This window comes from Brevundimonas sp. 374 (genome assembly GCF_900102995.1).
Classification (GTDB): Bacteria; Pseudomonadota; Alphaproteobacteria; order Caulobacterales; family Caulobacteraceae; genus Brevundimonas; species Brevundimonas vesicularis_C.
Genome location: NZ_FNKT01000003.1, coordinates 183,830 through 202,509, shown reverse-complemented (window position 1 = coordinate 202,509; position 18,680 = coordinate 183,830). Strand labels below are relative to the sequence as shown.

Genomic DNA, 18,680 nt, shown 5'->3' with positions numbered 1-18,680 from the left:
GGTGACCGAGTAAGGCAGGTTGGCCTGGAAGACGTTGGAGTCGTAACCGGCGCCCGAGTTGTTCACCAGGCCGCGGATGTCGTTCTTGGACACGGTGACGGTGTTCGAGGTGTTGCAGCCGGCCAGGTTGGTGTCGATGGTGACGTTGGCCGGAGCGGTCATGTCAAAGGCATTGGCCGGGCCGGTGTCGTCCGAGGCGTAGATGCCGATGGTGCCGAAGTCGATCGTGGTCGAGGCGTTGCCGGTATAGTAGGCGCAGTCCGTCGACACAGCGCCCTTCAGGGTGAAGGTCGCGCCGTCGTTGTTCGACGCCGTGCCGTTGTTGGCAGCCGAGCTGCCGGTCGCGGTGAAGACCGAGATGCCGCTGTCTTGGCCGCCAAGACCATTGGTCTTCACGAAGCCGATGAAGTTCATGTCGGTCGTGCCGTTCGCCGACGTGTAGGCGCCGTAGTTGCCTTTCGAGAAACCGCCAACGGCGGAGCCTTGATTAATCGTGTCGGCCATGGCCGGAGCGGCAACGAGAGCCAGCGCAGCGGCGCCAGCCATCAGGGAAGCGAGTTTCATAGTGGTCTCTCCAAGCGAATAGATCGCCGTTGTTGATTAAGCGGTCGCTTGGTTTCCCAGCTCCCCCCAGCATTCCACGGGAAAGGTTGACCCTGTCCCGACACCCGGGCTCTCCAAGAGCCGTGCCGTCCCAAAAGGGCACGAATCAACGACTTGGCTAACGCGGGTTAACCATTCGGCTCTATGAGGCGCACGGCGTTCGCGCAACAGGGGTTTCGATGATTGAAGCTTTGCGAGTGCCGAATTGGCACAGCGATCTACCCGGGCTTACGACGGACCGATTTGCGCAATTCTCGGCGCGAGAAAGCCACAAAAGAAGAGAGCCGCCCCGGTCCCCCGGAGCGGCCTCGATAGCGGAGCCGAGGCTCGACGCTGAACATGGCGGAACGGTGGGTCAGACCCCACGTTGGTCTGTCATGACTATTCTGGCCAACATCCTTATCGGCGCTGACAGCCTTCTGAAAATCCTGACCCATCGCGAGCGTTTTCTCTAACCAGGTCGCGGCGGCGGCGGACAATCCAGCCCCCGCATTCCCATGGTGTCGAAGAACCGGCACAACCGCCCGACTTGAGCCGCTAGCCGATCGCCCCGGGCCTCGATGGCAATGTCGTAGGCGTCGAGCGCGGCCTCTGAATAGATCGCCCCAGGCGCGAGGACCGGCTTCGGCTCAACCGCCAGATCGGCAGGGCTCGGGTAGAAGGCGCTCTGCGGAGCCTTGGTGGCGCAACCGCTCGCAAGCGAGACGGACGCGGCGAGCGCTAGGGACAGCATCAGGGAGCGAGTTGACCGCATCGGAGAGATCCTTCTGGCGGGCGTTGATGATGGGAGTTTCGACTGATGCCTCGACAGCTGCGGTTTCCCGCGCGCCTGACGCCTTCGCATTGGTCTTCTGTGTCGCGACTGCCTGCCGGCCTCGCTCGCCCTGTGCGCCCCTGTAAGAGCAGTAGGCGCCGGTCAGGACGAAGGCGGCGATGATGGCGACGATCAGCCAGCCGGTCGGGCTGAGCAGGCGCGGAATGGAGCGGAGGACGGCGAGGGCGGCGATCATAGGATCAGGCCCTTGGCCTTCGCCGTCTGGGCCCGCCGATCAGCGAGACCGTTCGTGCCGCCGTTGATGGCGCGGGTCAGGCCTTCCAAGTCGTCGGCGTCGGCTTTGGCGTTCAGCTTGCGGCCGTCCCAATAGACGCAGCCGACCAGCAGGCCGATCGACGGATAGGCGACCATCTCGGGCCGGCTTTCCAGGTCGATGCCGATCTGGCGCCCGACGCGGCGATAGTTGGCTCTTCCGGTGAGCTGGATCGGGCCGCGACCCTTGTATCGCTTGCCGTCGCCGGGTTGGGTGTTTCCCAGGTCTGCCCGGCCCTCATAGCCGGCGCCGCTGGCGATCTCTTCCATGTACCGGAAGCCGCCGCTCTCATGCGAGCATTGACCCATGAAGTGAGCCAAGCGGAGGCCGGTGTCGAGAATGCCGTAGGTGCTGAAGTGGACGTTCGCGGCGAGGCCGAGTTCGGCGGCGATTGCCGGGGCGGCGCCCATCCGTGCGAAAAAAGCGGTCAGGGTGCCGGCGCCGATGATCCCGTCGACCGGCACGCGAAGGTTCGTCTGCAATCGACGGGCGTCGAGCATGGTAAGTCTCCAGATTGTGGGGGTTGCGCGCTTTAGGTGTGCGCGATAGCGTCACTGTTGAGCCAAGCGCTCGCTCTAGCGGGGAGCTATGGGCCGGAGGTTCCGCAGATGCCCCGGCCTATCTGCTCAATCATGCCCTACAGACGATGATCGGTCGCCCGAGTTAGAATGCCAGGATGCTGTTCACTGCACTCATACTTGCTGCGCAACTAAGCGGAGGGTCCGACACCTCCATGTTGCATTACGTTCCAGCGGAGGAAATTGGGCAGGTGCCGTGTCCGGTGGCAGCGACACCACCTGAACATCCTGAGCGGCTACCCAATAGCTGGCTGTTCGGCGATCTTCGGATTCAAACGGAGAAGGGTTTGACCAACTGCTGGTTCCAGCAGCTGGAAGCTGGGCGATGTGGTTTCGGCAGCCCAGGCCTACTGGTCGTCGCCTTCCATGGGGAGACGGTAATCTACGACATCCCGGATGGCTCCAGCGTTGATTTCGAGTATCGCGACAAGCGATTTGCGTGCCGCATAGGGCGGCGCCTCAGGACGCACGGCGACACCATCGTGCCGATCTTGCCAACCTCCCGCTAAAGACTTGGTTTGGTCGCTTCAAACGCTGAGCTAAGCCATAAGCGTCGCAGCTCGTGCCCGAACTGCGTCAGGCGGCCCGGCTGGGCGAGGACATCAACGGCCGGGCCGCAAAACCGCTTGGGAGATGTGAATGGATGACGGGACGCTGGAGCGGCGCGCCATGGGCGCGGAACAGCTGATGACGGCGAAGATCACCGAGTTCGCAGCCCATCTGACGGCGGGTGATCGATCTGCCGCAGAGCGTGCCAGAACCGAGGCCATTGCCGCGCTGGAAATCCACTTGGACCTGACCGATCAGCTGATCACACAGACAGCCGCGCCAGCCCGCCGTTGTCGTCGCGCCGGAACTCGCCGACCGCCACCGTCTCGACCTCGAACGCCTCGCCGCGCGCCTCGGCCCGCAGCAACGTGTCCTCGATCGCCGCCTCGACGGCCGCCCCATCGCGCGCCGCCTTCAACTGCCCCTCGACCAGACGGACCAGCATGGCCGCCTTGCGTCGCTCAGCCAGGCCGCCGCCGGCCAGACGCTCGGCTTCCATCAGCGCATCCCGCTGCGAAGGGCGCAGGGTCACGCCCGACACCACCACCTCGACGGGACCGGCCACGCGCCGCGCCCGGCTGGCCTCCATGCGCGCCAGCTGCTCTGCGCTCAGCCGCATCGACATCGCCGCCTTAGCCGAACTGTTTTTTGGCCTGGATGACCTCGATGTCTCCCAGCTTGACAACGCCCGCGTCCGGCTCCGCGAGCGCAAGGGCGACGACGATCACATCATCCCCTTGCTTCCTGAAGACGCTGCGCAGATGGCCGCCCGTCTCGGCAGAGCGAGAGCCGCCAAACTCACCACGGTGTGGTTCCGAGAGAAGCGGATCAAGGGGCCGGGCGCCAAGATAAAGCTGATTCCGCTCACCTACGGCGGCCTAGAAATAGCCGTCCGGCGCGCTATGGTTCGGTCAGGGTTGAAGGAGGCCAAAGGCATGCGCGGCATTCATGCTGCCCGGCACCACGCCGCCATGCAGACCCTCCGGAAGACGAAGAACCTGCGTGTGGCTCAACGTCTCCTCGGGCACGCCGACATCAAGTCCACTATGGTCTATGCACACGCGATCGAGGATGACGTTCGTCAAGCTCTAGCGGAAATCCACACCGAGGCAGATGCCGCGCTACCGAAATCCGAGGTCAAGGCAGGATGAAGCCGGGCGAAGCTCTACAGATCCTTGTGGCCGCGCTTGAACGAACGTCAGAGCAAGATTCACGCTTCACCGTCGAATCTCCGAAACGTCTCAAAGACGTCGTGACCGGCCAACTGCGTGAGCACGACGTAGTCCTGACGTTTCGGCACCTTCATCATGAGACGGTGACCGCTCTAGAATGTCGGGATCGGTCAAGGCCGATAGGAGTGCCCGATGTCGAGCAGTTCGCCGCGAAATGCCAAAGAACCGGAGTTCATCGGGCCTGCATGGTCAGCACGAAAGGCTTCGCGAAAACGGCCTTGAAGACCGCCGCAACGCTCAATGTCCTCTGCCTCAGTCTTCATGAGGCGAAAGCCTTCAGTTGGCTTACGGCTCCCGGGTTAGTGGTCGAAACAATGAGCTTCGTCAGCCTCGCCATCAATTTTGTATCGTCCGACACCTCGCGCCAAGGCGATTTCGCGCAGCTAATCGACATCAGTGGAGAGCCGATTCCGACCGAGGTGCTGGCGAATGTCGTGCTTCAAGGAGCTCAACAGAACGGCCATCATTTCGTGCCAGGGCGGAACGTCATCAGTGGTTCCTTCAATGGCATCCAAGCGAATGTTCGTTTTGCCGATGGTGAAATCCGCGCCATCCAGGGCGGTTCAATGACATTGACGCTGGACGTACTTCAGGATTTGGCACCCTGGAAACTTCACACCTATGGCCCAGCCGAAAGCGATGGCCGGTCCTTCGCAACAGCTGAGGTTCCCGGGGGGCGGATTGTGTTTGCGCGGCAGGACGACGGATCGACAACCGTGAACATGGTTGTTGATCCGCAGCCCCGGAATAGTCCCGAACCTCACACGATGAGCCTCGGGAAATCCCATAAAGGTTAACTACTTAGACGTCGGAGATCGGGCCGTTCATAACCCACAGGTCGGCGGTTCGATTCCGCCTCCAGTCACCATTTCCACGATGCTGAGCAAAGTCGCCAGTTCAAAGCGGTCCAGGCGGAATGCCGACGATCGAGCGGTCGTATTGCACGGCGTCTCGGCTCTGAATTTCGCGAAGTTCCTTGCGCTTGGCCTCGACCAGAGCAGCATATTGCTCAGGCGTATAGCAGATGGTCTGCTCAAGCCTGCGACCTGTCAGGGCTCGCCGCTCGCAGACGCGGCGCGCCCGGGGAGGGGGCGCTGCTTGGTCCTCAGCGGCAACCTGAGGTGACGGCGCTGTCGTCGCTGGAGGGGTTTGAGCTAATGCTTGCAATGCTAGCGTGGATGCAAAGGCCAATGATGTTGCGAACATGCGTGTCTCCTTGATGATCTACGGTCTCATGTCTCGTCCCAACTAGCAAATACAACGCGCGCAGCGATCGATCTTGAGTTGCGCGTAACGACTGCCGTTGCTTTGGCTGGCTGCAACCTGCGCCGTTGTGCTGCGTTTTTCGGTCGAGCTTTCAACGTTGACCGGAGTTTCGTCGTGACGATCCGAACCAAAGCCCTGATGGCGGCCGTCGCCGCAATGACGCTGGGCGCGGCCGCCTGCACCCAGGCCGAGCAGGAAAAGACCGAGGCGCATGCCGAGGCTGCCGCCGACAAGACGGCCGATGTGGCGTCTCAGGCCGGCGAAGTGATCGAGGGCGGCGCGATGAAGGCGGCGCAGGCGGTCGAGAGCGGCGCCGGCAAGGTCGCCGACAAGCTGGAAAACGAACAGGCGGAAGCGGCGGCCGAGGGCAAGCCCGGCGCGATCAATCCCGCGACCGATCAGCGCGTGCCGGCCAATAACAACTAAGGTCAATCAGGCGGGAGGCGGCGCGCCGCCTTCCGCCAGGATCGCATCGATCAGGGCGCGGGCCTCCGGGCTGGACCAGTCCGCCTCGCCTTTCATCACGGCGCGAATGCGGCCCTGGCGATCCAGGACGATGGTCTGCGGCATGGCGCCCTTGCCGGGAAACTCGAACGGCAGCTGGAATTTGGCGTCGCTGTAGAAGGGCAGGGGGGCGTGGTCGGCCAGGAAACGTTTAGCCTCGGCTGCGGCTTCGGGCGTGGCGTCCACGTTGATCGGCAAGACGACCAGATCCTCGTTCGTTTCATAGGCCTTCGCTAACGCCTGAAGCGTGGGCATCTCCGCCTTGCAGGGCGCGCACCACATCGCCCAAAGATTTACGACCACGACCTTGCCCTGGAAGGCCGAAAAGCGGACGGCCGTGCCGGTGCGGTCGCGGAAGGCGTATTCGGGCGCCGGTTCCGCCTCGGCCGGGGTCGACAGCGCGGCCAGGGATCCGACCGCGAAGCGCGCCAGGTCGCTTTTTGGCGCCGCAGCGGCGGTTGTCGTCTGTTCGACTTGCGCCTTCTGGCGATGATTGGCGTATAGCGACATCGCCATGCCGCCGGCGCCGGCGATGGTGCTGACGACGACGACCGCGCCGACGACCGCCCAGATCGCCTTTCTTGAGCCGCTCATGACCGAAACACCTTCTTCCGACGCCAATCCATCCGGCAGTTCGACTGCGCCGGTGAAGCCCGCGGGTCAAGACATGTGGGGCGGACGCTTTTCGTCGCGCCCCGCCGAGATCATGCAGGCGATCAATGTCTCCATCGGCGTGGACCAGCGCCTGTGGCGTCAGGATCTGGCCGGATCGCGGGCCCACTGCCGCATGCTGGCCAAGCAGGGCATCATCGCGCAGGCCGATGCGGACGCGATCCTGGGCGGGCTGGACGTCATCCAATCCGAGATCGAGGCCGGCACCTTCCCCTTCCGCGATCAGTTCGAGGACATCCACATGAATGTGGAGGCGCGCCTCAATGAACTGATCGGCGAGCCGTCCGGCCGGTTGCACACGGCGCGCAGCCGCAACGATCAGGTCGCGGTCGATTTCCGCCTGTGGGTCCGCGACGCCTGCGATCGCTCGGTCGCGCAGTTGAAGGCGCTGCAGGCCGCTCTGCTGACACGCGCTGAACAGCATGCCGGCGACCTGATGCCCGGCTTCACCCATTTGCAGACCGCCCAGCCCGTGACCCTGGGCCACCATCTAATGGCCTATGTCGAGATGTTTGGCCGCGATGCCGGGCGTTTCGCCGACGCCCGCGCCCGGATGAATGAAAGCCCGTTGGGGGCCGCAGCCCTGGCCGGTTCGCCATTCCCCATCGATCGCCAGGCGACGGCGGCGGAACTGGGCTTCAACCGGCCGATGGCTAATAGCCTGGACGCCGTGTCGGACCGCGACTTCGCGCTGGAAAGCTTGGCCGCCGCCTCAATCACGGCCGGGCATCTGTCGCGCTTGGCTGAGGAGATCGTGGTCTGGATGACGCCGATGTTCGGTTTCGCCAGCCTGCCCGACGACCTGACCACCGGCTCGTCGATCATGCCGCAGAAGCGCAATCCGGATGCCGCCGAACTGGTGCGGGCCAAGACCGGGCGGATCATGGGTTCGCTGGTCGCTCTGTCCACGGTGATGAAGGGCCTGCCGCTGGCCTATTCCAAGGATATGCAGGAAGACAAGCCGCCGGTGTTTGAGGCCTTCGACGCCCTGGATCTGGCCTTGGTCGCGATGACGGCGATGGTTTCGGCCCTGCAACCCAACACCCAACGGATGGCCCAGGCGGCGGGCGCGGGCTTTTCGACCGCGACGGACCTGGCCGACTGGCTGGTGCGCGAACTGAATCTGCCGTTCAGGAAGGCGCACCATGTGACGGGGGCGGCGGTCAAACAGGCAGAGACGCTGGGCGTGGATCTGTCGCAACTGCCGCTGGAAGAAATGCAGAAACTGGAGCCGGGGATCACCGAAGCGGTTTACAAGGTGCTGACCGCCGAGGCTTCGTGCCAAAGCCGCCAAAGCTATGGGGGAACCGCGCCGGAACAGGTCCGTGCGCGCATCGCCGACTGGAGAGCCCGCCTGTGAAAAAATCTCTGATCCTCGCGGGCGCGCTCGCCCTCCTGACCTCCGCCTGCGGCCGGATGGCCGATCTGGAATCGCCGGTGCGCGAGACCGAACGTGCGCCGCGCAGCAGCCGAGCGCCGGGGCTACCCGAGCCGGCGACCATGAACCGTCCGTCCAGCAGCGTGCCGATCGACGGCGGCCCATCCAACCCGATCGGCGCCGGCGCCGCCCAGAACGACCCGCGGTAAGTTGCACCATTTCGACCTGAAGGACGGCGCCCTCCATGCCGAGGGCGTGCCGCTGGAGCTGATCGCGGACGAGGTCGGCACACCGGCCTATGTCTATTCGACCGCGACCCTGAAGCGGCATTACGGCCTGCTGCGCGCCGCGGCAGACGCGCATCGGGACGCTCTGGGCGAGGCCCTGATCGCCTTTGCGGTCAAGGCCAACTCCAACCTGTCGGTGCTGGCGACCCTGGCGAAACTGGGGTCCGGCGCGGACACGGTGTCGGAGGGCGAAATCCGCCGGGCGCTTGCCGCCGGCGTGCCGTCCGACCGGATCATCTTCTCCGGCGTCGGCAAGACCGATGTGGAAATGGCCTTCGCCATCAGCGTTGGCGTGCGTCAGATCAACGTTGAATCCGGCGCAGAGCTGGATCGGCTGATCGCCGTCGCGGCCATGATGGACGCCTCGCCGGCCATCGCCGTTCGGGTCAATCCGAACGTGGGCGCGGGCGGCCACGCCAAGATCACCACGGGCGGCAAGGGCGACAAGTTCGGCGTGCCGGTCGAGGAGGCGATGGATCTCTATGCCCGCGCCTCGGCCTCGCCCCATGTCACGCCGGTGGGGCTGGCCTGTCATATCGGCAGCCAGATCACCGATCTTAATCCGCTGAAGGCCGCGTTCGAGGTCTTGGCGGACATGACGCGCAAACTGCGGGCGCAGGGTCATGCCGTGACCCGGCTGGATCTGGGCGGCGGGCTGGGCGTGCCCTATTCCGGCGGGACCGAGCCGCCGTCGCCGGCCGAGTATGTCGCCATGGCCGCACGGGTTCTGAACGGACTGGAGGTCGAGGCGGCGTTCGAGCCGGGCCGGCTGCTGGCCGCCAACGCCGGCGTGCTGCTCAGCCAGGTGATCCAGGTCAACGAACGCTCGGACGGACGGCGCTTTCTGGTGCTGGACGCGGCGATGAACGACCTGATGCGGCCGGCGCTGTACGACGCCTTTCACGACATCCAGCCGGTCAATCCGCGCGGGGGTGCGGCGACGTCCTATGACGTGGTCGGGCCGGTGTGCGAGACGGGCGACACCTTCGCGCGGGACCGCGCGCTGCCGCCGCTGGAGGCCGAGGACCTGATCGTCTTCACCGGCGCAGGGGCTTACGGCGCGGTGATGTCCAGCGAATACAACAGCCGGCCCCTGATCCCCGAGGTGCTGGTGGATGGCGATCAGTGGGCGGTGATCCGGCCACGTCCGACCTATGAAGAGATGCTGGACCGCGAGCCGTTCGCCGATTGGCTTTGATCGCCGATTCTTCTCGACCGTTATAAAGTAACACGCTATAGGGCCGGTCATGTCCCCCGGCCCCGAACAGTCTGTCATGCTTTCCCTGCTGGGCGGCGGCTTCGTTGCGGCCTTTCTGCATGCGGCCCTGCCGACCCACTGGCTGCCCTTCACCCTGGTGGGGCGGGCGCAAGGCTGGCGACCGTCGCGGATTCTGATGGCGGTGACGACGGCGGGCCTGGCCCATATCGCCACGACGGCGGTGGTCGGTGGTCTGATCGTGGCGGCGGGTCTGGCGCTGGATCAGTGGATCGAGGGCGTGCTGCCTCACCTGGCGGCGGTGCTGCTGTTCCTGTTCGGCGCCTTTTATCTGGCCCGCGCGACCCTCAAGCGTCCGGCCATGGCCGGCGGGCCTGCGGTCGAGACGCCCGAGCCCGCCGTGTCCGACAAGGCCGCCTTCCTGGGTCTGGTCGCCATGATGGCGGTCTCGCCGGGCGAAGTGCTGCTGCCCATCTATCTGTCTTCGGCCTCCGCGGGGCTTGGCGCGCTGGCGCTGCTGACGGTGGTGTTCGCGGCGGGGACCATCGCCGGCATGGCGGTCTTCACGGCCCTGGCCAGCGCCGGCGCCTCGATCCTGCGGCTGGAGCGATGGGCGCGATATGAGGGGGCGGTGCTGGGCGTGGCCCTGATCGCCTTGGGCCTCATGGTCGCCATGCATCAACACTGACGCGATATTACATGATAACATTCAATGCGTTATCATGTATCGGCTTGGCTGTTTCGCCAGAGGGCGTATAGGCGAGCCATGAACGCCGCGCACGACCACAGCCCCAGCCACCGGCATGACCACGATCATGCGGATTATGGCCATGGGCATTCTCACAGTCACCACGGACACAGCCACGGCCACGGCGGCCATAGCCACGGTCCGGTGGACACCGGCGACTGGCGCTATGCCGTCGGCCTGGTGGTCAATCTGCTGTTCGTGGCGTGCGAGTTCGGCGCGGGCCTGATCGCGGACTCGACCGCCCTGCTGGCCGACGCCGGGCATAATCTGTCGGACGTGCTGGGTCTGGCCATGGCGGGCGGCGCGGCTTGGCTGGCGCGACGCGGCGCACATGGGGCGGCGGGCGGTCGGCGGACCTATGGCTTCGGCAAGGCGACGGTGCTGGCGGCGCTGGGCAATGCGTTGCTGCTGATCTTCGCCTGCGGGGCCATCGCGTTCGAGGCCGTGCGGCGGTTCAACGAGCCCGCCCCGGTCGGATCGGCCGTCATCATGGCGGTCGCCGGCATCGGCTTCGTCATCAACCTGGGCACCGCGCTGCTGTTCATGAAGTCCCAGCACGATCTGAATGCGCGCGGCGCCTATCTGCACATGATGGCCGACGCAGGCGTGTCGCTGGGCGTGGTCCTGGCCGGTGGGCTGATCATGATGACCGGCTGGTCGGTGGTCGATCCGCTGGTCAGCCTCGTGATCGTCGTCGTGATCCTGTGGTCGACCTGGGGCCTGCTGAAGGACTCGGTCAATCTGGCCATGGACGGCGCCCCGACGGGCGTGGACGTGCCGGCTCTGGAACAGGCGCTGGTCGGCCTGCCGGGCGTGCGAGCCGTGCATGATCTGCACGTCTGGGGACTGTCGACGACCGAGACGGCCCTGACCGCCCACCTGGTCCACGACCGCGCCGACACGGCGGCCCTGATCTGCGAGGCCCAGGCCGTGGCGAAGCGCTACGCCATTGGCCATACGACATTGCAGTTGGAGACCGAGCCGCTGCCCGATTGTCCGGGCTGCTGAGCCCTTAGGCCTGTTCGAACGTCACCGGCGCGCCCCAGAACTGGGACACCAGTTCCGACTGCGGCCCGGCCTGGCCGGTGGTCAGGAAGTCGCGACGCCCGCTGTCGCCCAGATCGTATTCGGGGTGCGCCTTGAAATAGCGCTCCAGCGCATCCGCCACCGCCGTCGGCTGTTCGATCAGAACGGTCCCGGCCGGCAGGGCCTGGGCGAACAGTTCGGCGACGATCTCATAGTGGGTGCAGCCCAGGATGGCCTTGTCCGGGTGGCGGCCGATGCGGCGACGCAGCGCATCGACGTGGTCGTCGATCACCACCTTCAGCTCCTCCGGCGGCGCGCCCAGTTCGATCAGGCCCGCCAGGCCGGGGCAGGGTTCAGAGAAGACGGCAATGTCCTCGCGCCGCTTGTCGATCTCGATCTCATAGACGCGGCTGATGGCGGTGGCGGCGGTGCAGAAGACGCCGGTGATGTCGATGGAGGCGACCTTTTCGCCTTCCTGCGGGCGCTCGGCCTCGAAGCTCCAGGGCTTGCCGGTCGCCGCCTCGATGGTCGGGACGATGATGCCCAGGATGTTGACCGGACGGCCCAGACGCTCGCGCAGACCCGGCAGCCAGGTCTGTTGCAGGCGGCGAAGCGCAATGGCGCTGGCGGTGTTGCAGGCCAGGACGACGACGGAGGCGCCGGCGTCGAACAGCCTTTCGCAGCCGATTTTCGTCAGTTCGACGATGTCTTCGCCGCCTCGCCCGCCGTAGGGGGCGTGGGCCTGGTCGGCCAGATAGACGAAGTCCCGCTGGGGGAAGCGTCGGGTCAGTTCGCGGTGGACGGTCAGGCCGCCCACGCCGGAGTCGAAAACGCCAATAGCCATGGCCCGGCTTTAGAACAGTGCGACGACGTATCCAACCGGATTGGCGACAAGTTTATCCCCGCGTCAGGTGACGGGGCCGATCCGTGCGCCTAAGTGTATCGCAACCATGATCTTGTTTCGGAGCATTCCATGCATAGACGCCAGCTTCTCATCGCGGGCGGCAGCCTGATGGCCCTGTCGGCCTGCGCTTCCACAGGCGCGACCTCGGGCAGGTCCGCTGCGGCGCCGTCCGCCGCCAGCGTCGCCGAGGAAGCGCGCATCGCCCGCGCCGTCCTGCCCCGCCAGACGCCGCGCGCCGAGCTGCTGCAGGCCTGGACCGGAAAGTATGATGGCGTTCCGCCCTTCGACAAGGTGACGCCGGCCAAGCTGCGCGAAGCCATGCTGGAAGGCATCGAACTGCAGCGCGCCGACATCGCCGCCATCGCCAACAACCCCGAGGCCCCGACGTTCGCCAACACCATGGCGGCGCTGGAGCTGGCCGGCGAGCCGCTGGACCGGGCGTCCAACGTCTATGGCGTGATGACCTCCAACATCGGCGGCGAAGCCTATGACGCGGTCGACACCGAGCTGTCGCCGCTGCTGTCCGCTGCTTCTGACGAGATCACCTTCAACGAGAAGCTGTTCCAGCGGGTCAAGACCGTCGCCGACACCGCGGACGCGGCGGGCCTCAGCGCCCAGCAGAAGCGTCTGGCCGAGCGTCGCCGCGACGCCTTCATCCGTTCGGGCGCCAATCTGGACGCGGCCGGCAAGGCCGAACTGGGCCGGATCAACACCGCCCTGTCCAACGCTTTCACCCGCTTCGGCCAGAAGGTCGTCGCTGATGAGAATTCCTGGACGCTGATCCCCAACGAGGCCGGCGTGCGGGGCCTGCCAGATTCCAACAAGGCCGCCGCCGCCAGCGCGGCGCGCAGCCGCAATCTGCAAGGCTGGGCGATCCTGAACACGCGTTCGGCGGTCGATCCCTTCCTGACCTTCGCCGACGACCGGGCCTTGCGCGAGCAGGTCTGGAAGAAGTTCGTCAATCGCGGCGACAACGGCGACGCCAACGACACCAACGCCACCATCGCCGAGATCGTGAAACTGCGCGACCAACGCGCCAAGCTGCTGGGTTATCGCAACCACGCCGAACTGCGCATGCAGGACACGATGGCCAAGACCCCGGCCAATGCTCAGGCCCTGATGGATCGCGTCTGGGCGCCGGCCAAGGCCCGCGTCGCCGAGGAAGTCGCCGACATGAAGGCGATCGCCGGCTTCGACATCGAGCCATGGGACTACCTCTACTTCGCCGAGAAGGTGCGTAAGGCCAAATACGACCTGGATCAGAACCAGCTAAAGCCCTACTTCGAGCTGAACGCGGTCCGCGCCGGCTCCTTCGCCATGGCCGAACGCCTGTACGGCTTCCAGTTCAAGAAGCTGCCCAAGGGATCGGTCCCGACGTTCGAGCCCGACGTCGAGGCCTACGAGGTCTATGACAAGAGCCGCGATGGCCGCCTGATCGGTCTGTATTACACCGACGACTACGCCCGCCCAGGCAAGCGTTCGGGCGCCTGGATGACCACCTATCGGTCGTTCTCGCAGCTGGACGGCGCCAAGGTCATTCTGGCGTCGAACAACAACAACTTCACCAAGCCGGAGCCGGGCGAGCCCGTGCTGATCTCGCTGGACGACGCCGAGACCCTGTTCCACGAGTTCGGCCACGCCCTGCATTATCTGTCGTCGGTGGTGACCTATCCGTCGTACGGCAATACGCCGCGCGACTTCGTCGAATATCCGTCGCAGGTGCACGAGCACTGGGTGCTGAGCCGCCCGATCCTGGACGGCTATCTGAAGCACTATCAAACAGGCGCGGCCATGCCGGCCGAATTGGTCAGCAAGATCGAGGCCGCCGCCACCTTCAACCAGGGCTATGCGACCGTCAGCTATCTGTCCTCGGCCATCGTGGACATGGACCTGCACACCCAGGCCGTACCGCCGACCGATATCGACGCGTTCGAAAAGGCCAGCCTGGCGCGGATCGGCATGCCCAAGGAGATCGTGATGCGGCACCGCCTGCCGCAGTTCAATCACCTGTTCACGTCGGACGCCTATTCGGCGGGCTACTACAGCTATCTGTGGTCCGAGACGATGGACGCCGACACCTGGGCCTATTTCGAAGAGTCGGGCGACGTGTTCAATCCGGACATCGCCGGCCGCTTCAAGTCGATCATGCTGGCCCCCGGCAACACCACCGATCGCGCCGAAGCCTATCGCGCCTTCCGCGGTCGCGACCCGGACGTGGCGGCCCTGCTGAAGGTCCGAGGCTTCCCGGTTTCCTGATCAAGGGCATTCCGTTCTTTGGGACGGATGAGGCCTTGGTGAAAGCCGCCTATCTATAAGTCGGATGCCGCCGGACGATCTGTCCGGCGGCGTCTTGCGTTTCAAGCGTCGAAGGCGAAGCGCCCGCGCGCATATTCGGCTCGGCGATGGTCGGGCAACAGAGACAACGCTTCCTGCCGGAAACTATTGCGACAGACCGGGCGCTCAATCGATCGGACACTACGGCAAAAGCGATCTGCGGCGCCGTTGACGCGTGCGTCGAATGCAGCCGCTCCATGTCGGGTCGACAGATCGAGATCGCCATAGGGGATGTGGGCTTCGAACTGCGCGGCGTTTGCTGAACCGGCCGAGAGGACCGCGGCGGCCGTGATAGAGACGATTTTGAGCATGATCCTGAGTTCCGTTTTCCAACCCCTTGTTGTCCGGGGTGGCTAACGGTGAAGCTGGATTCGATCGAAGCGGCGAAGCTTCTGCGGCCGAATGGCGCCGCTTCAATAATTCGACGTCATGACATTTCGGTCAGGATCGACCCGTCTGCGCATCCGATGCTTCTACTGAGGCTCCTCAGCCTCTAAGTCAGGGCAGGCATCTGCTGGAGATTTCATGACCGTCGTCGCCTCCTACGTCTATCGTGACGGCCAGCGCGTGCGAGAGGCACCGCTGACGCCCGAGGGGTTGGCGCTGGAGCCGGGCGAGTTCGTCTGGGTGGGGCTGTACGATCCGACGGACGCCGAGATCGACGTCCTGGTGGAACGGTTCAAGCTGCATCCGCTGGCGGTCGAGGACGCCCTGGCGGCGCACCAGATGCCCAAGGTCGAAGTCTATGGCCGCGAACTGTTCGTAGTGGCGCGCACGGCCATGAAGATCGATGACCGGCTGGCCTATGGCGAAACGCACGTCTTCGTCGGCGACGACCATGTGGTCAGCATCCGGCACGGCTCGGCTCGCGCCCACAACCATTTGCGCACACAGCTGGAAGCCTCGCCCTTGCAGCTCAAGAAGGGTCCCGACTTCGTCCTGCACGGCATTCTGGATTTCATCGTCGACGCTTATGCCCCCATCGTCGACGATGTCGAGGACAGCGTTCTGGAGATGGAGCAGCGGACGCTGGACGCTTTTCTGTCACGCCTGGAAATCCGCCGGCTCTTCACCCTTCGCCGCGAGCTGCTGAAGTTTCGGCGCATCCTGGGGCCGATGGAAGAGGTGCTGGGACGGCTCCAGTCGCTGGACCTGCCCTGTATCGATCCGGACGTTCGGCCCTATTTCCGCGACGTCGGCGACCACGTGCGGCGGGTGAACAGCCGGCTGGGGGGATTGAACGACATCCTGTCGTCGGTGTTCGAAGTGGCCAATCTGCTGGAGCAGCAGCGTCAGGGCCTGATCACGCGCAAGCTGGCCGCCTGGGCCGCCATTCTGGCCGTGCCGACCGCCATCGCCGGCATCTACGGCATGAACTTCGAGCACATGCCCGAGCTGCGCTGGGAGTACGGATATTATGCGGTCCTGGGCGTGATCGCGGCCATCTGTGCGGCGCTGTATGTGACGTTCAAACGGACGAAGTGGCTGTAGTCAGCCGCTGTTTCGCAAGCCCGCCGCTACGCCGTTGATGGCCAGAAGGATGCCCTCGCGGACGCGGGGGTCGTCGTCGCCTGCGCGGCGGCGGCGGATCAGTTCGATCTGGACGTGGTTCAGCGGCTCGACATAGGGCATGCGCAGCCGGATCAGCCGGTCCAACTCGGGCTGGCCGCCCAGCAGGGCGTCATGGCCGGTGATGGCCAGAATGGCGTCGTGGGTGCGCTGCCACTCCTCGCGGATTTCGCCATAGATGCGCGACGCCAGCGACGCATCGGGGACCAGGGTGGCGTACCGGCGGGCGATGGTCATGTCGGACTTGGCCATGACCATCTCCATGTTCTGGACCAGCGTCTTGAAGAAGGGCCAGGCCTCGGCCATCGCCTTCAGCTCGCCCATGTCCTTGCCCTGCACCGCCGAACCGAAGCCGAACCAGCCGGGCAGCATGACCCGGCTTTGCGACCAGCTGAACACCCAGGGAATGGCCCGCAGATCCTCGATCCGCGTCGAGGCGGTGCGCGACGACGGGCGCGAGCCGATCTTCAGATCGGCGATCTCGGCGATGGGGGTGGCGGCGCGGTAGTAGTCCACGAAACCATCGGTCTCATAGACCAGCTTGCGATAGGCGCCCATCGAACGCGCCGACAGGTCCGACAGGGTCGCGCCGTGTTCGGCGGTGAAGGCGTGATCCGTCCCCTTGCCCAGCGAGGCCAGCATGGCGCCGCAGGTCAGGGCGTCCAGATTGCGAAGCGCGATTTCCGGCTCGCCGTATTTGTTGGCGATCACCTCGCCCTGTTCGGTGGTGCGGATGCGGCCCTGGACCGTGCCTTCAGGCTGGGCCAGGACGCCGGCGAAGGACGAACCGCCGCCACGCCCGACCGTGCCGCCACGCCCGTGGAACAGTTGCAGCTTCAGCCCGTGCTTCTGCGTGACCTCGACCAGGGCGCGCGAAGCCTCGTGCAGCTCCCAGCCCGAGGTCAGGTAGGAGCCGTCCTTGTTCGAATCCGAATAGCCGATCATTACCTCCTGCACGCCTCGCGCCTTGGCGATGGCGAGGGCCGACGGCTCCTGCAACAGCCGCTCCAAGGTAGGGCGCGCGGCGCGAAGGTCTTCGATGGTCTCGAACAGAGGCGCGGCCTGGATCGGGCAGGCGGCGGGGTCTTCGGGTCGGTAGAGACCGACCTCCTTGAGCAGCAGATAGACTTCCAGCAGGTCGGAAGCCGCGTCGGTCTTGGACACGATATGAGTGCGGATGGCCTGCGGGCCGAAGGCGGCGAGCGCTGTCGCGGCGGCCTGAAGGATGGCGCGTTCCTTCAGCGTTTCCGGCTCATAGTCGGCATAGGGGCTGAACAGCAGGCGCGACGAGGCCAGTTCGGCGGCCAGCACCTTCAGGCGGCCTTCTTCGTCCAGCGCCAGATAGTTGAGTTCGACGCCCGCGACCTTCAGCAGGTCGGCGACAACACGTTCATGGACGTCGGCGTTCTGGCGCATGTCCAGGGTCGCCATATGGAAGCCGAACACCTCGACCGCCGTGATCAGATCGCTGAGCCGGTCGTCGGCGAAGACGCCGCCGTGGTGCGACACCAGGCTGTCGTGAAGCGTCTTCAGATCGGCTTCGAAGGCGTCGGGGCCGGGATAAGCTTCAGCCTGGACCGCGGGGCGACGGGGCGGTGGAGCGTCGCCCAGCTTCTCGTGCGTGGCGGCGAGGCGGGCATAGACGCCGGTCAGGGCGCGGCGATAGGGCTCGTCCGCGCGGTGGGGCGACGGATCATGGGCGGCGTCGGCCAGAGCCTGAAGCTCGGGCGAAACCTGGGCCAGTTCGGCCGCGAGGCTGAGTTCGGCGCCCAGGGCGTGCACCTCGTCCAGATAGAAGGTCAGCACGGCCCGCGCCTGGGTGCGGAAGGCGGCGGCCATCACCGTGGCGTCCACGTTCGGATTGCCGTCGCGGTCGCCGCCAACCCAGGTGCCGACACGCATGAAGGGCTTCAGCTCGGGCGCCTCCAGCAACCGCCGCCAGGCCGACAACTGCTTGGGCGCGACGTGCAGGAAGATGCGGTCCAGGAAGGAGACCACGGTGTCAATCTCGTCCTGCACAACAAGGCCCTGGGTGCGGACCAGGCGCGTGGCCCACAGGATGACGATCTGGCGGCGCAGCGGTTCGGCGATGGCCTCCAGGGTGCAGGCGTCGCCGGCCTTGTCACAGGCGTCCAGCAGGTCGGTGATGGCGGCGATGCGGTCGATGACGCTCTTGCGCCGGACCTCGGACGGGTGGGCGGTCAGGACGGGCGAAATCAGCGACTGATCCAGCAGGGCGCGCACGGCCTCGCGGTCCACGCCTTGATCGGCCAGACACTTCAGCGCGCCTTCCGGAGTGTCGGGCCGGGCGCCGGCCTCGGCCTGGCTCTGGGCGCGGCGGCGGGTCGAGCGGTCTTCGGCGATATTGGCCAGCAGAGAGAATAGGGCAAAGCCGTGCGCCAAGCCGGCCGCCTGATCCACCGACATGGCGGTCAGCAACTTCTCCAGCCGCTTGGCGGGGTGCGAGGCCGGGTCGCGGTGATAGGCGATCGAAGCCTGTCGCACCGCCTCGACATGGTCGAACAGGGCTTGACCGCCCTCGTCGCGGATGATTTCGCCCAGAATGCCGCCGAGCAGTCGGACCTCGTCACGCAGGGCGTCGTCGGCGGCGGGACTCATCATCTCAAATATCCTGGGACGGCTTGGGGTCGGCGCGGGGAGATGGGCATCTGGAAGGGCGAAGTCGCCCGCGTCAACGCACGATCCGTGACAGCCGCCACCAGAAA

General features: G+C 65.5%; 19 protein-coding genes. 11 read left to right on the top strand and 8 right to left on the bottom strand.

Annotated elements, in window-relative coordinates; all coding sequences use genetic code 11:
* The 3 genes from BLR19_RS11275 to BLR19_RS11265 all read right to left on the bottom strand — a co-directional run.
* Nucleotides 1–564 (bottom strand): hypothetical protein (locus BLR19_RS11275; protein WP_218119399.1); only part of this gene is annotated, 564 nt, incomplete at its 3' end.
* 668 nt (nt 565–1,232) lie between these two features.
* Complete coding sequence (locus BLR19_RS11270) at nt 1,233–1,613, bottom strand: hypothetical protein (protein WP_091750946.1); 381 nt, start codon at nt 1,611–1,613, stop codon at nt 1,233–1,235.
* Nucleotides 1,610–2,191, bottom strand: coding sequence for a glycoside hydrolase family 19 protein (locus tag BLR19_RS11265; protein ID WP_091750943.1), 582 nt, complete (start codon nt 2,189–2,191; stop codon nt 1,610–1,612). Before BLR19_RS11265 ends, BLR19_RS11270 begins: the two co-directional genes overlap by 4 nt.
* A 176-nt stretch (nt 2,192–2,367) precedes the next feature.
* Here BLR19_RS11265 and BLR19_RS11260 point away from each other — a divergent pair, with 176 nt between their 5' ends.
* On the top strand, nt 2,368–2,778 hold the full coding sequence (locus tag BLR19_RS11260; RefSeq protein WP_091750940.1) for a hypothetical protein: 411 nt from the start codon (nt 2,368–2,370) through the stop codon (nt 2,776–2,778).
* A gap of 302 nt (nt 2,779–3,080) precedes the next feature.
* Here the strand turns inward: BLR19_RS11260 and BLR19_RS14880 are convergent, their stop codons facing one another.
* Nucleotides 3,081–3,437 carry a hypothetical protein gene (locus tag BLR19_RS14880; RefSeq protein ID WP_176758333.1) on the bottom strand — a complete coding sequence of 119 codons (357 nt, stop codon included), beginning with the start codon at nt 3,435–3,437 and terminating at the stop codon, nt 3,081–3,083.
* On the opposite strand from BLR19_RS14880, the gene BLR19_RS11250 reads away from it, so the two are divergent.
* The 3 genes from BLR19_RS11250 to BLR19_RS11235 all read left to right on the top strand — a co-directional run bounded on the left by BLR19_RS11250 (nt 3,406) and on the right by BLR19_RS11235 (nt 5,742).
* Entirely contained in the window at nt 3,406–3,969 is a 564-nt protein-coding gene (locus tag BLR19_RS11250; RefSeq protein ID WP_176758332.1) for a tyrosine-type recombinase/integrase, read from the top strand. The two genes, BLR19_RS14880 and BLR19_RS11250, sit on opposite strands and share 32 nt — an antisense overlap.
* A complete protein-coding gene (locus tag BLR19_RS11245) occupies nt 3,966–4,847 on the top strand; it encodes a restriction endonuclease (RefSeq protein WP_091750930.1) in 882 nt (293 codons plus the stop codon). The genes BLR19_RS11250 and BLR19_RS11245 overlap by 4 nt, the downstream gene beginning before the upstream one ends.
* 583 nt (nt 4,848–5,430) lie before the next feature.
* Nucleotides 5,431–5,742, top strand: coding sequence for a hypothetical protein (locus tag BLR19_RS11235; RefSeq protein ID WP_091750925.1), 312 nt, complete (start codon nt 5,431–5,433; stop codon nt 5,740–5,742).
* 6 nt (nt 5,743–5,748) lie between these two features.
* Here the strand turns inward: BLR19_RS11235 and BLR19_RS11230 are convergent, their stop codons facing one another.
* Entirely contained in the window at nt 5,749–6,414 is a 666-nt protein-coding gene (locus BLR19_RS11230; RefSeq protein WP_091750922.1) for a TlpA family protein disulfide reductase, read from the bottom strand.
* On the opposite strand from BLR19_RS11230, the gene argH reads away from it, so the two are divergent.
* From argH to BLR19_RS11205, 5 genes are all read left to right on the top strand, one after another.
* Nucleotides 6,413–7,852 carry an argininosuccinate lyase gene (gene argH / locus BLR19_RS11225; protein ID WP_369818853.1) on the top strand — a complete coding sequence of 480 codons (1,440 nt, stop codon included), beginning with the start codon at nt 6,413–6,415 and terminating at the stop codon, nt 7,850–7,852. The genes BLR19_RS11230 and argH overlap by 2 nt on opposite strands.
* Nucleotides 7,849–8,079 (top strand): hypothetical protein, encoded by a 231-nt coding sequence (locus BLR19_RS11220; RefSeq protein WP_055807399.1) that lies wholly within the window; start codon nt 7,849–7,851, stop codon nt 8,077–8,079. Before argH ends, BLR19_RS11220 begins: the two co-directional genes overlap by 4 nt.
* 1 nt (nt 8,080) lies before the next feature.
* Nucleotides 8,081–9,355 (top strand): diaminopimelate decarboxylase, encoded by a 1,275-nt coding sequence (lysA, locus tag BLR19_RS11215; protein WP_091750916.1) that lies wholly within the window; start codon nt 8,081–8,083, stop codon nt 9,353–9,355.
* A 76-nt stretch (nt 9,356–9,431) separates the two neighbouring features.
* Entirely contained in the window at nt 9,432–10,061 is a 630-nt protein-coding gene (locus BLR19_RS11210) for a hypothetical protein (protein ID WP_255366611.1), read from the top strand.
* Between the two features lie 78 nt (nt 10,062–10,139).
* Nucleotides 10,140–11,129 carry a cation diffusion facilitator family transporter gene (locus BLR19_RS11205; RefSeq protein ID WP_091750910.1) on the top strand — a complete coding sequence of 330 codons (990 nt, stop codon included), beginning with the start codon at nt 10,140–10,142 and terminating at the stop codon, nt 11,127–11,129.
* A gap of 4 nt (nt 11,130–11,133) precedes the next feature.
* On the opposite strand, the gene BLR19_RS11200 is transcribed toward BLR19_RS11205, so the two are convergent.
* Nucleotides 11,134–11,991 (bottom strand): glutamate racemase, encoded by an 858-nt coding sequence (locus tag BLR19_RS11200; protein ID WP_055754324.1) that lies wholly within the window; start codon nt 11,989–11,991, stop codon nt 11,134–11,136.
* 129 nt (nt 11,992–12,120) lie between these two features.
* Here BLR19_RS11200 and BLR19_RS11195 point away from each other — a divergent pair, with 129 nt between their 5' ends.
* Entirely contained in the window at nt 12,121–14,307 is a 2,187-nt protein-coding gene (locus tag BLR19_RS11195) for a M3 family metallopeptidase (RefSeq protein WP_091750907.1), read from the top strand.
* Between the two features lie 101 nt (nt 14,308–14,408).
* Here BLR19_RS11195 and BLR19_RS11190 read toward each other — a convergent pair whose 3' ends face one another.
* Nucleotides 14,409–14,696, bottom strand: a complete 288-nt coding sequence (locus BLR19_RS11190) for a UrcA family protein (RefSeq protein WP_055754326.1) — start codon at nt 14,694–14,696, stop codon at nt 14,409–14,411.
* 214 nt (nt 14,697–14,910) lie between these two features.
* Here BLR19_RS11190 and BLR19_RS11185 point away from each other — a divergent pair, with 214 nt between their 5' ends.
* Entirely contained in the window at nt 14,911–15,876 is a 966-nt protein-coding gene (locus BLR19_RS11185) for a magnesium and cobalt transport protein CorA (protein WP_055807418.1), read from the top strand.
* On the opposite strand, the gene ppc is transcribed toward BLR19_RS11185, so the two are convergent.
* The gene (gene ppc, locus BLR19_RS11180; protein ID WP_091750904.1) at nt 15,877–18,576 is read right to left on the bottom strand and encodes a phosphoenolpyruvate carboxylase; all 2,700 of its coding nucleotides are present in this window, start codon (nt 18,574–18,576) and stop codon (nt 15,877–15,879) included. It lies immediately after the preceding gene.
* Nucleotides 18,577–18,680: the final 104 nt, after the last annotated feature.

What these genes read in the sequence shown, in the direction of transcription:
- BLR19_RS11270 (WP_091750946.1), bottom strand. Translation starts at nt 1,613, where the DNA reads ATGATCGCCGCCCTCGCCGTCCTCCGCTCCATTCCGCGCCTGCTCAGC.
- BLR19_RS11265 (WP_091750943.1), bottom strand. Translation starts at nt 2,191, where the DNA reads ATGCTCGACGCCCGTCGATTGCAGACGAACCTTCGCGTGCCGGTCGAC.
- BLR19_RS11260 (WP_091750940.1), top strand. Translation starts at nt 2,368, where the DNA reads ATGCTGTTCACTGCACTCATACTTGCTGCGCAACTAAGCGGAGGGTCC.
- BLR19_RS11250 (WP_176758332.1), top strand. Translation starts at nt 3,406, where the DNA reads ATGCGCGCCAGCTGCTCTGCGCTCAGCCGCATCGACATCGCCGCCTTA.
- BLR19_RS14880 (WP_176758333.1), bottom strand. Translation starts at nt 3,437, where the DNA reads ATGCGGCTGAGCGCAGAGCAGCTGGCGCGCATGGAGGCCAGCCGGGCG.
- BLR19_RS11245 (WP_091750930.1), top strand. Translation starts at nt 3,966, where the DNA reads ATGAAGCCGGGCGAAGCTCTACAGATCCTTGTGGCCGCGCTTGAACGA.
- argH (WP_369818853.1), top strand. Translation starts at nt 6,413, where the DNA reads ATGACCGAAACACCTTCTTCCGACGCCAATCCATCCGGCAGTTCGACT.
- BLR19_RS11230 (WP_091750922.1), bottom strand. Translation starts at nt 6,414, where the DNA reads ATGAGCGGCTCAAGAAAGGCGATCTGGGCGGTCGTCGGCGCGGTCGTC.
- BLR19_RS11210 (WP_255366611.1), top strand. Translation starts at nt 9,432, where the DNA reads ATGCTTTCCCTGCTGGGCGGCGGCTTCGTTGCGGCCTTTCTGCATGCG.
- BLR19_RS11205 (WP_091750910.1), top strand. Translation starts at nt 10,140, where the DNA reads ATGAACGCCGCGCACGACCACAGCCCCAGCCACCGGCATGACCACGAT.
- BLR19_RS11200 (WP_055754324.1), bottom strand. Translation starts at nt 11,991, where the DNA reads ATGGCTATTGGCGTTTTCGACTCCGGCGTGGGCGGCCTGACCGTCCAC.
- BLR19_RS11195 (WP_091750907.1), top strand. Translation starts at nt 12,121, where the DNA reads ATGCATAGACGCCAGCTTCTCATCGCGGGCGGCAGCCTGATGGCCCTG.
- BLR19_RS11190 (WP_055754326.1), bottom strand. Translation starts at nt 14,696, where the DNA reads ATGCTCAAAATCGTCTCTATCACGGCCGCCGCGGTCCTCTCGGCCGGT.
- BLR19_RS11185 (WP_055807418.1), top strand. Translation starts at nt 14,911, where the DNA reads ATGACCGTCGTCGCCTCCTACGTCTATCGTGACGGCCAGCGCGTGCGA.
- ppc (WP_091750904.1), bottom strand. Translation starts at nt 18,576, where the DNA reads ATGATGAGTCCCGCCGCCGACGACGCCCTGCGTGACGAGGTCCGACTG.